Below are 14,552 nucleotides of genomic sequence, written 5' to 3' on the forward strand. Positions count from 1 at the left end.
GGGCTCCGGCGTCCGGACTGCCGTTGTCCTCCGGCTCGTTGGGCTTGCCGCTCCAGGACCCCTCGCCGCCTGCGGCGTCTGCCGCTCCGGCGTCGCCCCGGCCCTCTGCCCCGGCTGCGTCCTCGCTGTTCACGATGTGCTTCCGCTCCCGCTCGACCTCGGCTTGGTGTGGCCGGTCGCATCCTACGGCGCCGCTGCGTGCGCGCCCCCTGTGGGAGGATCACGGGCGACTGCACGCACGTTCCCTGCACTGCGGGCGCACAAGGGCCACGCAGCCGGGACGTGCGGACACCGCGCCCACAAGGAGCATTCACATGACTCTCAGCCCGGCCCGCGGCGAGGACGGAACGACCGCAGCCTCCGGCGGCGCCGCAGACGCCGGTGGGCCCGAGGCCTCCGCCGTCGCCGCCGTCTCCGCCGCCGTCTCGTCGCTCATGCCGCGCGCCCGCGCCGAGCTGGCGGAACTGGTGGCCTTCCGCTCCGTGGCCGACCCCGCGCAGTTCCCGAAGAGCGAGTGCGAGGGCGCCGCCCGCTGGGTCGCCGACGCGCTGCGCGCCGAAGGCTTCCAGGACGTGGACGTGTTCGGGACGCCCGACGGCACCGAGTCCGTGCACGGTGTGCTGCCGGGCCCGCAGGGCGCCCCGACGGTGCTGCTCTACGCCCACTACGACGTGCAGCCGCCGCTGGACGAAGACGCCTGGCACACCCCGCCGTTCACGCTGACGGAACGCGACGGACGTTGGTACGGGCGCGGCGCCGCGGACTGCAAGGGCGGAATCATCATGCACCTCATGGCGGTCCGTGCGCTGCGCGCGGCGGGCGGAATGCCGCCCGTGACGGTCAAGTTGATCGCGGAGGGCTCGGAGGAGCAGGGCACGGGCGGCCTCCAGCAGTACGCGGAGGCACACCCCGAGCTGCTGGCTGCGGACACGATCGTCATCGGCGACACGGGTAACTTCCGCGCCGGTCTGCCGACGGTCACCGCGTCGCTGCGCGGGATGTCCGGGCTCCAGATCACGGTGGAGACGCTCCAAGGGAACCTGCATTCCGGGCAGTTCGGCGGGGCCGCCCCCGACGCGCTCGCGGCGCTGATCCGCCTGCTCGACTCGCTGCGCGACGCGGACGGCGGCACCGTCATCGACGGCCTGGAGCCCGGCCCCCGCTGGGAGGGCCTGGAGTATCCCGAGGAGGACTTCCGCTCCGACGCGCGCGTGCTCGACGGCGTCGCCCTGACCGGCTCAGGCAGCGTCGCCGACCGCATCTGGGCGCAGCCCTCGGTCACCGTGCTGGGCATCGACTGCCCTCCCGTCGTCGGCGCTACCCCGTCCGTACAGGCGAAGGCACGGGCGTCGGTCGGGCTGCGGGTGCCGCCGGGCGCGGACACCGAGGAGCTGACCCGGCTGCTCATCGCCCATCTCGAGGCGCACACCCCGTGGGGCGCGCGGGTCGCCGTCGAACGGACGGGTCAGGGACAGCCGTTCAGCGCGGACACCACGAGCCCCGCGTACCGTGCGATGGCCGGGGCGCTGCGGGCCGCCTACGACGGGCAGGAGATGCAGATCGCCGGGCAGGGCGGCTCGATCCCGCTGTGCGACACCCTCGCCTCGCTGTATCCGCGGGCGGAGATCCTGCTCATCGGTCTGAGCGAGCCCGCGGCGCAGATCCACGCGGTCAACGAGAGCGTCTCGCCTGAGGAGTTGGAGCGGCTCTCCGTAGCGGAGGCGCTGTTCCTGCGGGAGTACGCACGGCGCGTCTGACCGCTACGGGCGGCCGGCGGCCGGGCCACGGCGATACGGCTCCGGCCGCATGACGGCTGCCGCAACCGGGAGGCGCAACCGGGGGGCGCAGCCATGTCCGGCTGACCGGCTGACCGGCTGTCCGCCCGGACATGGCCTACGCCGCGTCCCGGCCCCCCAGTTCGCCGACGGGAGAGCCCGCCTCCAGGTAGAGGGGGTACCCGCTCTCGCGTGCCCGCAGCGCGCCGCGCAGCCTCTCCAGCCGTACGGCGGGCAGGAGTTCGGCGGCTTCGCTCTCGGTGACGAAGCGCCAGCCGCGCAGCTCCGCGCCCGGAAGCAGCACCCGCTCCGCCTCCTCGGCGGCGAGGCGTCCGCCGTCGAAGAGGAGGCGGATCCCGCCGTAGCCCGGGGGGCGGGGCGGCTCCCAGTCGGTGACGAGCAGCCGCGGATCGGTCTTCAGCCGCAGTCCGAGTTCCTCGGCGACCTCGCGCACTCCGGCGCGCGCGGGCGCCTCGCCGCGTTCGACCACGCCGCCGGGGAACTCCCAGCCGGGCTTGTATGTCGGGTCGACGAGCAGCACCCGGTCCTGCTCGTCGAAGAGCAGCACCCCCGCCGCCACGGTCTCGGCGGTCGGCTCGGGCGTCTGCACGATTTCGAGGCTTCCGGCTCCCGCGCGCAGCGCTCCCGCGACCTCCTCCGCGGTCTGCCGCGGGGTGAGCCCGGAGGTCTCCACGGTGTGCGCGTCCTCGGTGAGCCAGCCCAGCGCGGCCCGGTACGCGGGCAGCTGTCTGCGGCACCAACTGCGGTCCGCACGGCCCCCGTTGTCCTCTGACTCCTCGATACGTGTCCGAAGTATCGTTTCGTCCGCGTGGAGCAGCACGTGCCGTACCGGTATCCGGCGGGCGGCGAGCGCGCCGAAGATCTCGTCCCGGTACTCCTGCCGCAGCAGCGTCATGGGGACGATCAGCGGCCCTGGCACCTCCGTGAGCAGCGCCGCCGCGGTGTCGGCCACGAGCCGCCGCCAGGACGGAAGTTGCTGGTAGTCGTCGACCTGCGCGAGGCGTTCCTTGGGGAGCATGCATCGCAGCCCCGTGCCGATCAGGGCCGGGTCGCACAGGGTGCTTCCCGGGATCAGCTCCACGAGTTCGTGCGCCGCGGTGGTCTTTCCCGCGCCGAAGGCGCCGTTGAGCCACACGATCACGGTCGGTCCCCCTCTGCCGTCGCCCCCCGTTTCACGCTGCCCGCTCAACCCTGCCACGGAAACGCGCGGGGGCGGCGCCGTCGCAAAACCCTGGCGCGCGCGGCGGATTTCACCACAGCGCGGCCGGAAACGACGCGGTGGACGCCCGGGCGGGCGCCGTCGTGCGCGGCAGAACGGGGGCCGCCGGTACGGCAGGACCGGCGCCACGAGGAGCCCACGGGGAGCCACGAGTCGCCAGCGGTACGCGGGTACTCCGGGGGCGGCGGGCCCGCGGCCGGGCTCACCGCCCCGAGGGGCACGGGCTCGCGGGGCAGCCGCCCTCAACCCGTGACGGCCGGGCTCCAGTCCGGGTCGCGCCCGCTGAGAGCGAGGAGTTCGGTGAAGGGCGAAGCCCCCTCCGGCACCGGGAAGGGCTCGCCGAAGACGCCCATCTTCCGCCCCGTGGGCGCCAGTTCGCGCCAGCCCGCCACCAGCACCGGCATGCTCGGCTCATACGGTGCGAAGTCCTGGCCGGTGGCGCGGGCGAGGTCCCAGGCGTGCACGGTGAGGTCGCCCAGCACCATTCCGCCCACGGTGGCCTGCGGCAGGCCCATGCCCTGCGACGTGCCTTCCAGCGCCCCGGGGGCCGACCAGGCCGCCACGAGGCGGGCGGTCTCGTCGTCGAAGCGTCCTCGCCAGTCCCCTCCCCCTCCCACGCGGTCGGGTGTGACGGAGAAGTCAGCCGTGCCCTTCGCGGCCAGCGCCTGGAAGCTCACCACGACGTGGAAGAGGTGGTTCAGCAGGGCCCGCACGTCGTACTCGCTGCACGGTGTCGGGTCGCCGAACTGCTCCTCCCGCACGCCGTGCACGACGGGGCGGGCCTCGCGGGCGGCGCCTTCCAGCAGTACGGAGATTTCGTTCGCCATGTCCGGAAAGCTAGGGCGGAAGTACGGGCACCGGCTTGAAGAAACGCGACATCGCACCCGGGCATAGGATCGGCGCCATGGCAGGCCAGCACGGGGACGACCGCCGGGACACCGGGCACGGCCGGGCGCCCGCAGAGGCCGCAGACGGCGCTGAGGGCGCGGACGGCGCGGACGGCGCGGACGGCGCGGACGGCGCGGACGGCGCAAAGGTCACAGAGGCCGGGGACGCCGAGGACGGCTTCGGCTCCGCCGCGCCGCGCCGTGACACCAGGGGCATCGTCGACGCCGGCGGGCTCTTCTCCCGGGTGCGATTCCGGCGGCGCGCGACGGCGCCGCAGCTGCGCCCGTACATCGAGCACTACTGGCTGATCGACTGGGAGCTGGAGCAACCCTTCGTATCCCAGGTCGTGCCGCACCCGTCGGTGAACGTCGTCTTCCAGCGCTACGGCACGGACCCGCCCATGGCCGAGGTGGCGGGCGTCGGGCTGGGGTTGTTCTCCATCACCCTGGAGGGCACGGGACGGGTGTGCGGCGTGCAGTTCCGTCCGGGCGGCTTCCGGCCGTTCCTCACGCGCAGCGGCAGGGGAGGTGTCGCGGCGCTGACGGGACGCCGCGACCCGCTCACCGAGGTGTTCCCGGCCGCGGCGGACGCGCCCGGCGAGGTGCTGTCGCCCGCCGCGGAGGACGACCGCGTCATGGCGCTCGATGCGTTCCTCCTGGGTCTCGGCCCGGAGGAGGACCCCACGGCGGAGCGAGCGATGCGGCTCGTGCACCGCGTGCGTACCGGCAGGGACGTCACCCGGGTCGAGCAACTCGCCCGCGAGGAAGGGGTGTCGGTGCGGTCGCTTCAGCGGCTCTTCGCCGAATGCGTCGGCGTGGGTCCCAAGTGGGTCATCCTGCGCTACCGCATTCACGAGGCGCTGGAGCAGGCCGCCGGGCAGCCGGACGTCGACTGGGCCCGGCTCGCCGGCGAGCTCGGCTACAGCGATCAGGCGCATCTCGTACGGGACTTCACCAACACGGTCGGGCTGCCGCCCACGGAGTACGTGCGCGCCGCCCTCCGCTCGCAGCCGTCACGGACCTGACCCGGTCCTCCGCTGACCACCGGCCCCGCCGCCGCCCCGGGTCCGTAGCTTCGGCGATCCCGGCGCTTCGCCGATCCGGCGCTTCGGCGCTTCGGCGATCCCGCGGCTCGCGGCCCGGTGCCCCGCGCTCAACCGCGGTCCAGGTCCCGGCCGCCCGGGTCACGGTCGACACCCAGGTCGACGCCTTGGCGGAAGTCACCGTCGAGGCCACCGTCGATGCCCCGGCCGAGGTCGCGGTCCAGATCACGCTCCAGGCCGCGGTCCAGGCCGCGGTCCAGGTCCAGGTCCCGGCAGGCCGCGGCCGCTCCGATGAGCCCGGCGTCGGTGCCCATCTGCGCCGGCGCCACCTCCAGCCCCTTGACGAACGACAGCGTCGCGAACTCCCCGAGCGCCCGGCGCAGCGGCGTGAAGAGGACCTCCCCCGCCTTCGCCACTCCCCCTCCGAGCACCACGATCTCGACCTCGACGAGCGTGGCCGTGGCGGCGATGCCGGCGGCGAGCGCGCGGGCGGCGCGCTCGTACGACGCGACGGCGACCGGATCCCCGGCTCTCGCCGAGACGGCGACGGCCGCCGCGGACGCGTCGCCGTCGGGGCCCGGACGCCAGCCACGGTCCAGGGCGCGGCGGGCGATGTTGGGGCCGCTCGCGATGCGTTCGACGCAGCCGCGTCCGCCGCAGGGGCAGCTGTCGCCGTCGAGATCGACGCTGATGTGGCCGATGTGGCCGGCGTTGCCGCTGGGGCCGGGGTGCAGTTCGCCGCCGAGGACGAGCCCGCCGCCGACGCCGGTGGAGACCACCATGCACAGCGCGCCCGTACGCCCGCGGGCCGCGCCCTGCCAGTGCTCGGCCGCGGCCATCGCGACGCCGTCGCCGACGAGGGTCACCGGCAGTCCGCCCGTACGCTCCCGTACGCCCTCGACCAGCGGGAAGTCGCGCCAGCCGGGGATGTTGACCGGAGAGACCGTGCCCGCCTTGGCGTCCACCGGGCCCGCGCTTCCGATGCCGACCGCCCGGACCCCCGGCCACAGCGCGGACCCCGCCAGCTCGTCCAGGACCTCGCGCAGGGCGGCCATCACCTGCTCGCCGGTGCCGCGGGGCGGCGTCGGGCGCTGTGCGCGCAGGAGCAGCCCGCCGCCGCTGTCCACCAGTGCGCCCGCGATCTTCGTACCGCCGATGTCCAGGGCCGCGACGAGGTCCGTGTGCATGGGTGATGTACTCCCGGGGATGGGCCGGAGACCCGCCCCCGGACGGGAACGGACGAACATTCAGTCTGGCGGTTTCTGACAACGTTGTCCAGACTGCTGTGAGAGGCAGCTATGCTGCTCGCTGCCGCTCCACCGCCTCGAGGGGGACCCGAACGCCGTGCCCGAGACCGTACGTTCCGCCGCCGCCCGCGCCCCCGGGGGCCGGTACGGCAACCGGCCCACCATGAAGGACGTCGCCGCCCGCGCCGGGGTCGGCCTCAAGACCGTCTCCCGGGTGGTCAACGGCGAGGCGGGCGTCTCCCCCGACACCGAGCGCCGCGTCCAGGATTCGATCACCGCTCTCGGCTTCCGGCGCAACGACAGCGCGCGCATCCTCCGCAAGGGCCGCACCGCCAGCATCGGACTCGTGCTGGAGGACCTCGCCGACCCCTTCTACGCGCCCCTGAGCCGAGCCGTCGAAGAGGTCGCCCGCGCACACGGCGCCCTGCTGATCAACGGCTCCAGCGCCGAGGACCCCGGCCGCGAGCAGGAGTTGGTCCTCGCACTGTGCGCCCGGCGCGTGGACGGCCTCGTGATCGTCCCGGCCAGCGACGACCACCGCTACCTGGAGCCCGAGATAGCCGCGGGGGTCGCCACCGTCTTCGTGGACCGCCCGCCGGGCAGGATCGACGCGGACCGGGTGCTCGTCGACAGCTTCGCCGGCGCCCGCGAAGGCGTCGAGCACCTCATCGCACACGGGCACCGCCGCATCGGCTTCATCGGCGACCTGCCGCGCATCCACACCGCGTACGAGCGCATCAGGGGCTACGAGACCGCGATGTCCGAGGCGGACCTCCCGGTGCACGCGGGCTGGCTGGCACCCGGCGCCACGGATCCCGAGCGGGTACGGGCCGACGCCGAGCGCATGCTGAAGGGACCCGAACCGGTCACGGCGGTCTTCGCGGGCAACAACCGGGTGACGGTCACACTGGTGCGGGTGCTCGCCGAACTGGACCGGCCCGTGGCGCTCGTGGGCTTCGACGACTTCGAACTCGCGGACATGCTCTCGCCGCCGGTGTCCGTCGTCTCCCAGGATCCGGCCCAACTCGGCCGCGCGGCGGCCGATCTGCTCTTCCGGCGGCTGGAGGGCGCTCACGATCCGCCGCAGCTGCTGACGCATCCGACGAGGCTGATCGCACGGGGCTCGGGCGAACTGCCCCCTGCGTGATGGCGGTTGCCCGCCCGCACTCACCGACGGGCGCGCCCGTCCGCGGCGCGCTGTGCGCTGCCGCGCTGCCGTTCGGCCACTCGGCCGCTCGGCCGCTCGGCCGCTCGGCCGTCACCACGTCGCGGCGCCGCAGGGTGCGCGTGAATGCGCGGATGCTGGCGAGCGCGGACGTACGGCCGTACCGGCGCACGCGCGCAGCAGGGGCGAAGCGCCGTACGCCGGGAAGCCCTCGGGCACGCGCAGAGCGCAGCGGCCAAGCGCCCTATGCCGGGCGACCGTTGAGGCACGCAGCTCTGGGGCGAAGCGCCATACGCCGGCAAGCCCTCGGGCACGCGCAGAGCGCAGCGGCCAAGCGCCGTACGCCGGGAAGCCGTTGAGGGCGCACAGAGCAGGGACGAAACGCCGCATGCCGGGCAGGCCGTTGAGGGCGCGCGCAGCGAAGTGCCGTCTGCCGGGACGTCGTTGAGGGCGCGCCGGAGCGAAGTGCCCATGCCGGGCGGCCGTTGAGGCACGCAGACCAACGACGAAGCACCGTACGCCGGGAAGCCCTCGGGCACGCGCAGAGCGCAGCGGCCAAGCGCCGTACGCCGGGAAGCCGTTGAGGGCGCGCCGGAGCGAAGTGCCGTACGCCGGGCGGCCGTTGAGGCACGCGCGGGGGCGGTGTTCGCGGTCGCCCTGCGGGGCAATGGCTTCAGGCGGGCGGGACCGTGTCGAAGAGCGACCTCGCCGCCTCGACGGCGGCGGCGAGCTCCTCAGGCCTGCTGCCCGTCGCGGCCAGCACCTCGTCGACGCCGCGCAGCCCCGCACGGTCGAGCAAGGTCTTCTCGTTCGTGACCCAGGCCCCTCGCGACGCGAGCACCGCGTGGGCCTGCTGCATGGCGGCGACCGCGATCGCGCCCATGACTTCCGTACGGCCGCCCCTCGGCGCGCTGTTGACCTCGGCGTAGGAGAGCGTGGCCCGAGCGGTCGCCCGCCACTGCTCCGGCGCCGACGAGCGCAGCGCCGGAGGGTAGGAGGGCCGGGGCAGCCGCCCGTGCAGCACCTGGTTCAGGGCGAGTTCGGCGACGACCAGGTAGCTGGGGATCCCCGCCAGGTGGAACATCAGCTGTTCACGGTGGAACCGCCCCTCCTCCGCCTCGGCCGTCTCGTGTTCCACCACGTCGAGATCGCGGTAGTGCACGTCGGTGCGGTGGCCGTCGACGGTCAGCCACGCGCCGCCGTTGAAGACCCCGCCGCCCCACTCCCCGATCTCGCTGACCTGGCCGGGCCAGCCGATGGCGCGCAGGTCTCCGGGATCGAAGCGGCCGCGGTAGTAGAGGGCGAAGTCCCAGTCGCTGTCGGGCCGTTGGGTGCCCTGTGCACGGGATCCGCCGAGCGCGACGGCCTCCACCGCGGGCAGCGAGGCGAGGGCCCGGGCGACGTGGCCGGTGAACTCCTGGTCGTCCATGTCCCGCAGGTATACCCGTGCCGGCGACCACGAGCCCAGCCGCACCACAGCCACAACCCACAGCCGCACCACAGCGGCACCACGGCCGCGGCCCCCGGAGCCGGAGGTTCAGCAGACGGGGAGTCCCGGCACCGGCTCGTCGTTCTCGCCGCCCTTGATGTAGACGTCCGAGACGAAGACGCCCTTGTGGCCGTCGTCGTCATCGGTCTTCGCCCACCAGACGTTCGTCCAGCGTCCTGAGGTCTCGCGGTGCTGCGGGAGCTTCTTCTGGCAGAAGAAGTAGTTGACGCCGGCGTTGAGCCTGCCCACGGGCTTGTGCTGGGCGTCGTAGGAGTCCGCCGCCTTCCAGACTGTGCAGTCGAACTTGCCGCCGCCGCTGGGATGGCAGACCGGCTTCGGCGGCGGTGCGCCGCCACCGCCGCTGCCGCTCGCGCTGCCGCTGCCGCCTCCGGTCCCGGCGCCCGGCGCGCCGCCCGCGGCCCCGCCGTTCTTCCCGCCGCTGCCGCCCTTGCCGGCGGTACCGCCCTTGCCGCCGCGGCCGCCGTCGCCTCCCTGGCCCCCCTTGCCGCCGTGACCGCCGGCCGCGGCCCCCTTCCCCGCGCCGCCCTTCTGGCGTCCGTCCGGGGAGGGCCCGTCCTTCTCGGGCATGCTGCCGCCGCGCTTGCCCGCACCGGGCGCCGCGCCCTCGCCGGACGTACCGCCTGCACGGCTGTCGTCATCACCGCCGGACATGGCCGCGTAGGCGACTCCGGCGCCCGTCAGCACGACGAGGGCCACCGCGGCGGCGATCAGCGCACGACGGAGACCGCTCGTCCGCTCGGCCCGGGTGCGTACGGTGTGCCGGTCCGTGCCGTCGCGCCCGCCCGTGCCGGTGCCGGGCGCCGGAGCCTGGGCGCCGGGGAATCCGGAACCCGGCCCGCTCCCGCCGTATGCGCCGCTCCCGCCCGGCCCCGGGTGTGCGCCGCTCCCGAGGGCCGCGCCAGCCGGTGCCTGCGGACCCGCCGGTGCCTGCGGAGGCCCGAACTGCCCCTGCGCGGCGGCCCGTTGAGCCGCACCGGCACCGGACGCAGACCTGCCCGCGCCGCCGTCCGCCTTGCCCAGCTGCATCGTCGACGAGGGATCGGCCGGCGGCCGCACCCCCTTCGCGACGGCGTCCAGCAGCGCGGTCGCGCGCTCGGCGCCCGCCCGCCTGCCGGGGTCCTTCTCCATCAGTTCGGCGAGTACGGGCGCGAGGGGGCCGGAGCGGCGCGGTTCCGGAAGGGGCTCCACGACGATCGCGTTGAGCGTGGACCATGTCGAGGTGCGGCGGAAGGGCGCGGCTCCCTCGACGGCGGCATAGAGGGTGGCGCCCAGCGCCCATACGTCACAGGCCTCGCGCGGAGCTTCGCCACGAGCCCGCTCCGGCGCCAAGTAGTCGAGCGAGCCGACCAGTTCGCCGCTGCCCGTCAGCTGCGTACTGGCGCCGTCGTCCGGGTCCTCGACCGCGGCGATCCCGAAGTCGGTGAGGACCACCCGGTCCGTGCCGTGCTCCAGGAGCACGTTTCCCGGCTTGACGTCGCGGTGCAGCACCCCGGCCCGGTGTGCCGCCGCGAGGGCGCCCATCACCTTCGCGCCGATAGCGGCTGCCTCCCGCGGCTCGATCGTGCCGCGCTCGCGCAGCACGTCGTCGAGCGACGGCCCCTCGACCAGCTCCATCACGATGACGGGCCGGCCGTCGTGCTGTGCCACGTCGTGTACGGAGACGACGCCCTCGTGCCGTACGCGTGCGGCGGCCCGCGCCTCGCGCTGCATCCGGGTGCGCAGCTCGTCCAGTTCGGCGGCGGCCGCGTCCGCGAAGGTCCGCAGCTCCTTGACCGCGACCTCACGGCCCAGCACCTCGTCGACGGCCCGCCAGACCACGCCCATGCCGCCGCGGCCGAGCCGGCCCGTGACGCGGTAACGCCCGGCGAGGACCCTGCCGACCTCCGCGGGCCCCGTCCCGGAACCGGTCTCGGAGCCCGTCCCGGGCCCTGTCCCGGATCCCCGATCGCCGCCCTGGGGCGCCGGATTCGCGCCCTCCGGTCCCGCGCCGCCGCTTCCGCCGCCCGTGGGCGGCTGGTCCCCCGGTGTCCGCACTGCCCGTCCCCTTTGCCGCGTACGAATGACCGCGTACCGACCAGCGCATGCTGCCCGCGAGCGCCGCGCAGGTCGTCGCGCACGAAACATCGTGCACCGAAGGGCCCAGACTACGGGGCCGGTTCGCCCTGCGCCTCCTCGGTGCGCCCCGCCAGGCGGCCGAGGTCCGCACGCGTCAGGCCGGAGTGCCCGGCGACCTCGCCGGGCGAGAGGGCGCCGCAATCCAGGCCGCGCAGCAGGTAGTTGCTCAACGCTCGGGCGGTCGCGGGCTCGTCCATCACCGCGGCGTCCGCACCCGCGCTGCCCGTGTAGGCGGCAAGCCGTGCCGCGGCGCGCTCCATGCCCTCGCGGTAGAAGGCGTAGACGGCGGCGTAGCGCGTGGGCAGATGGCCGGGGTGCATGTCCCAGCCCTGGTAGTAGGCGCGCGCCAACGACCGCTGTACGAGCCGGTGATGGTGCCGCCAGGCCTCGTGTACCTGTTCCTGCGGGCCGCTCGGAACGATGTTGGTCGAGCCGTCGGACAGGTGCACGCCCGTGCCCGCGGCAGCCGTCTGCATGACGGCCTTGGCGTGGTCGGCCGCCGGGTGGTCCATCGCCTGGTGGGCGGCGCTCACTCCGCAGGCGGCGCTGTAGTCGAAGGTCCCGTAGTGCAGGGATGTGGCACGCCCGCCCGCGGCGTCGATCATCAGGGCCACCGTGGCGCGCCCGTCGGGCCCGAGGATGGACTGGGTGGTCTCGATCTGGATCTCGAACCCGAGGCGCCCGGCGGGCAGTTCGCGTGCGGCCTCGAACTCCGCGCACAACTGCGCCATCGCCGCCACCTGCTCGGGGTGGCTGACCTTGGGCAGCGTCAGCACGAGACCGTCCGGCAGCGCACCGGCGTCCGACAGTCCGGTGAGGAAGATGTCGAGGGTGCGGATGCCCCGGTCCCGCACGCCGGCCTCCATGCACTTCGCGCGGACGCCGACGTACGGGGGTGCCGTGCCGTCGTCGCAGGCCGCACGGACCAGCCGCGCGGCACGTACGGCCGCGGCGTCCTCCTCGGCTTCCGTGCGCACGCCGTAGCCGTCCTCGAAGTCGATCCGCAGATCCTCGACCGGCTCGCGCTCCAGCTTCGCCCGCACCCGCTCGTAGACGGGGCCGGCGAGCTGCGGCGCCAGACCGAGCACGGAGGCGAACGACGCGGCGTCCGGTGCGTACCGGTCCAGCATGTCCAGCGCCTGGTCGCCCCAGTCCCGCACGGTGGTTGGCGTTACGGCGTCGGCCGGTACGTAGACGGTGTGCACCGGCTGCCGCGCGGCCCGCTCTCCCGGGTACCGGCGGGCGAGTTCGGCGTCGACGGGTGCGAGACGCGCCGCAAGGTCCTCGCTCACGCGCTTCGCCAGGCTCGTGGCGACGTCCACGTCCTCACCCACGCCAGACTCCTCTGCTGCCCCGATGCCCTGATGTGCTGATGCGCCTGCGCCCATGCGTCGATGTCCGGCCTCCGGCCCCCGGGCTGCTCGGCCTCCGGCCTTCGACCTTCCGGCCAGCTTGTTCAACAATTCGTTTAAGAAGCTATCGGCGCCCTTCCGTACCGGTCAACCGTCACTGCGGCATCGCGAGACGCCCCGCCTCACCTCCCCGGTGCACGACGACGCCCCCGCATGCCTCTGGCGGCGTACGGGGGCGGTGCCGGTGATGCGACCCGGAAGATCCGGAAAAGCCTCAGCCCTTGCGGGTCTTGACCTCTTCGGTCAGCTTGGGCACGACCTCGAAGAGGTCGCCGACGATGCCGTAGTCGACGAGGTCGAAGATCGGCGCCTCGGCGTCCTTGTTGATCGCCACGATCGTCTTCGACGTCTGCATGCCCGCCCGGTGCTGGATCGCGCCGGAAATGCCGGTGGCCACGTACAGCTGCGGCGAGACGGTCTTACCGGTCTGGCCGACCTGGTTCGAGTGCGGGTACCAACCCGCGTCCACGGCCGCACGCGAGGCGCCCACGGCAGCCCCGAGGGAATCGGCCAGCTCCTCGATGACGTGGAAGTTCTCCGCGCCGTTCACACCGCGGCCACCGGAGACCACGATCGCGGCCTCCGTCAGCTCCGGACGCCCGCTCGACTCACGCGGCGTACGCGCCACGACCTTGGTCCCGGCCGCCTTCTCACCGAAGGACACCGCAAGCTCCTCGACCGCACCGGCGGCCGGCGCGGCCTCCGGAGCGGTGGAGTTCGGCTTCACGGTGATGACCGGAATGCCCTTGCTGACACGGGACTTGGTGGTGAACGCCGCCGCGAAGACCGACTGCGTGGCCACCGGCCCCGCCTCCCCGGCCTCCAGATCGACGGCGTCGGTGATGATCCCGGAGCCGATGCGCACCGCGAGACGCGCGGCGATCTCCTTGCCCTCCGCGGAGGACGGGACGAGCACGGCGGCCGGGGAGACGGCGTCGTAGGCGGCCTGAAGGGCGTCGACCTTGGGGACGACGAGGTAGTCGGCGAACTCGGCGGCGTCGGCGGCCAGCACCTTCACCGCGCCGTACTCGCCGAGGGTCTTCGCGGCCTCCTCCGCACCGGGGCCGAGGTGCACGGCCACCGGGTCGCCGATGCGGCGGGCCAGGGTGAGCAGTTCGAGAGTCGGCTTGCGGACGGCACCGTCCACGTGGTCGACGTAGACAAGGACTTCAGCCATGGGGTTGCTCCTGCGGGAAAGTCGGGGCGGGGTCGGGCGGTGGTTTCAGCTGCGCGTCAGATGAACTTCTGACCCGCGAGGCTGCGTCATACGAACTTGCGCTCCGCGAGGAAGGCGGCGAGCTGCTTGCCGCCCTCGCCCTCGTCCTTGACGACGGTGCCCGCAGTACGCGGCGGGCGCGGCGTGGCCTCGTCGACCTTGGTCCAGGCGCCCTCGAGCCCGACCTCGTCCGCCTCGAAGTCGAGGTCGTCCAGGTCCAACGACTCCACCGGCTTCTTCTTCGCCGCCATGATGCCCTTGAACGAGGGGTAACGCGCCTCGCCGGACTGGTCGGTCACCGAGACCACCGCCGGCAACGAGGCCTCCAACTGCTCCGTCGCCGTGTCGCCGTCACGCCGCCCGTTGACCTTGCCGTCGGTGACCGAGACCTCGGACAGCAGCGTCACCTGCGGCACGCCCAGACGCTCCGCGAGGACGGCCGGGAGCACGCCCATGGTGCCGTCGGTCGACGCCATGCCGCACACGACCAGGTCGTATCCGGTCTTCTCGATGGCCTTGGCCAGCACGGCCGAGGTGCCCAGCACGTCCGTGCCGTGCAGGTCGTCGTCCTCGACGTGGACGGCCTTGTCGGCACCCATCGACAGCGCCTTGCGCAGCGCGTCCTTCGCATCCTCCGGGCCGACGGTCAGCACGGTGATCTCCGCGTCGTCGGCGTCCTCGGAGATCTGGAGGGCCTGCTCCACCGCGTACTCGTCCAGCTCCGAGAGCAGGCCGTCCACGGACTCGCGGTCGGTGGTCAGGTCCTCGGCGAAGTGCCGGTCGCCGGTGGCGTCGGGCACGTACTTCACACAGACAACGATCCTCAAGCTCACGCCGGCTCTCCTACTGCTTGTCCTACGGTTCCGGTCCGTCGCTGAACCGGCACCCCGTTCGCTCTATATTACTCGCCAGTACACATAGCGCGTACCCGGTTCTCAAGGC

General features: G+C 73.7%; 11 protein-coding genes. 3 read left to right on the plus strand and 8 right to left on the minus strand.

The window, feature by feature from the left end; genetic code table 11:
• Nucleotides 1-314: 314 nt before the first annotated feature.
• Complete coding sequence (locus HCC61_RS13065) at nt 315-1,757, plus strand: dipeptidase (protein ID WP_169135546.1); 1,443 nt, start codon at nt 315-317, stop codon at nt 1,755-1,757.
• A 136-nt stretch (nt 1,758-1,893) separates the two neighbouring features.
• Here the strand turns inward: HCC61_RS13065 and HCC61_RS13070 are convergent, their stop codons facing one another.
• Both HCC61_RS13070 and HCC61_RS13075 read right to left on the minus strand, forming a co-directional pair.
• The gene (locus HCC61_RS13070; protein ID WP_169135547.1) at nt 1,894-2,937 is read right to left on the minus strand and encodes an NUDIX hydrolase; all 1,044 of its coding nucleotides are present in this window, start codon (nt 2,935-2,937) and stop codon (nt 1,894-1,896) included.
• A gap of 320 nt (nt 2,938-3,257) precedes the next feature.
• Complete coding sequence (locus HCC61_RS13075) at nt 3,258-3,842, minus strand: TIGR03086 family metal-binding protein (RefSeq protein ID WP_169135548.1); 585 nt, start codon at nt 3,840-3,842, stop codon at nt 3,258-3,260.
• A gap of 77 nt (nt 3,843-3,919) precedes the next feature.
• Between HCC61_RS13075 and HCC61_RS13080 the strand changes: the two genes are divergently transcribed.
• The gene (locus HCC61_RS13080) at nt 3,920-4,927 is read left to right on the plus strand and encodes a helix-turn-helix domain-containing protein (RefSeq protein WP_169135549.1); all 1,008 of its coding nucleotides are present in this window, start codon (nt 3,920-3,922) and stop codon (nt 4,925-4,927) included.
• A gap of 128 nt (nt 4,928-5,055) precedes the next feature.
• Here the strand turns inward: HCC61_RS13080 and HCC61_RS13085 are convergent, their stop codons facing one another.
• Nucleotides 5,056-6,132: an ROK family protein gene (locus HCC61_RS13085; RefSeq protein ID WP_169135550.1), complete on the minus strand. Its 1,077-nt coding sequence runs from the start codon at nt 6,130-6,132 to the stop codon at nt 5,056-5,058.
• Between the two features lie 223 nt (nt 6,133-6,355).
• Between HCC61_RS13085 and HCC61_RS13090 the strand changes: the two genes are divergently transcribed.
• Complete coding sequence (locus HCC61_RS13090) at nt 6,356-7,339, plus strand: LacI family DNA-binding transcriptional regulator (protein ID WP_169135710.1); 984 nt, start codon at nt 6,356-6,358, stop codon at nt 7,337-7,339.
• A gap of 691 nt (nt 7,340-8,030) precedes the next feature.
• On the opposite strand, the gene HCC61_RS13095 is transcribed toward HCC61_RS13090, so the two are convergent.
• From HCC61_RS13095 to HCC61_RS13115, 5 genes are all read right to left on the minus strand, one after another.
• On the minus strand, nt 8,031-8,786 hold the full coding sequence (locus tag HCC61_RS13095) for a nucleotidyltransferase domain-containing protein (RefSeq protein ID WP_169135551.1): 756 nt from the start codon (nt 8,784-8,786) through the stop codon (nt 8,031-8,033).
• Nucleotides 8,787-8,894: 108 nt separating this feature from the next.
• Nucleotides 8,895-10,901 carry a serine/threonine-protein kinase gene (locus HCC61_RS13100; protein ID WP_346777166.1) on the minus strand — a complete coding sequence of 669 codons (2,007 nt, stop codon included), beginning with the start codon at nt 10,899-10,901 and terminating at the stop codon, nt 8,895-8,897.
• Nucleotides 10,902-11,011: 110 nt separating this feature from the next.
• Nucleotides 11,012-12,316 carry an aldolase gene (locus HCC61_RS13105; protein WP_346777167.1) on the minus strand — a complete coding sequence of 435 codons (1,305 nt, stop codon included), beginning with the start codon at nt 12,314-12,316 and terminating at the stop codon, nt 11,012-11,014.
• A 292-nt stretch (nt 12,317-12,608) separates the two neighbouring features.
• The gene (locus HCC61_RS13110) at nt 12,609-13,571 is read right to left on the minus strand and encodes an electron transfer flavoprotein subunit alpha/FixB family protein (RefSeq protein WP_169135554.1); all 963 of its coding nucleotides are present in this window, start codon (nt 13,569-13,571) and stop codon (nt 12,609-12,611) included.
• 86 nt (nt 13,572-13,657) lie between these two features.
• A complete protein-coding gene (locus tag HCC61_RS13115) occupies nt 13,658-14,443 on the minus strand; it encodes an electron transfer flavoprotein subunit beta/FixA family protein (protein WP_169135555.1) in 786 nt (261 codons plus the stop codon).
• Between the last annotated feature and the right edge of the window lie 109 nt (nt 14,444-14,552).

Source organism: Streptomyces sp. HNM0575 (assembly GCF_012726265.1).
In the GTDB taxonomy this organism is placed as follows: Bacteria; Actinomycetota; Actinomycetes; order Streptomycetales; family Streptomycetaceae; genus Streptomyces.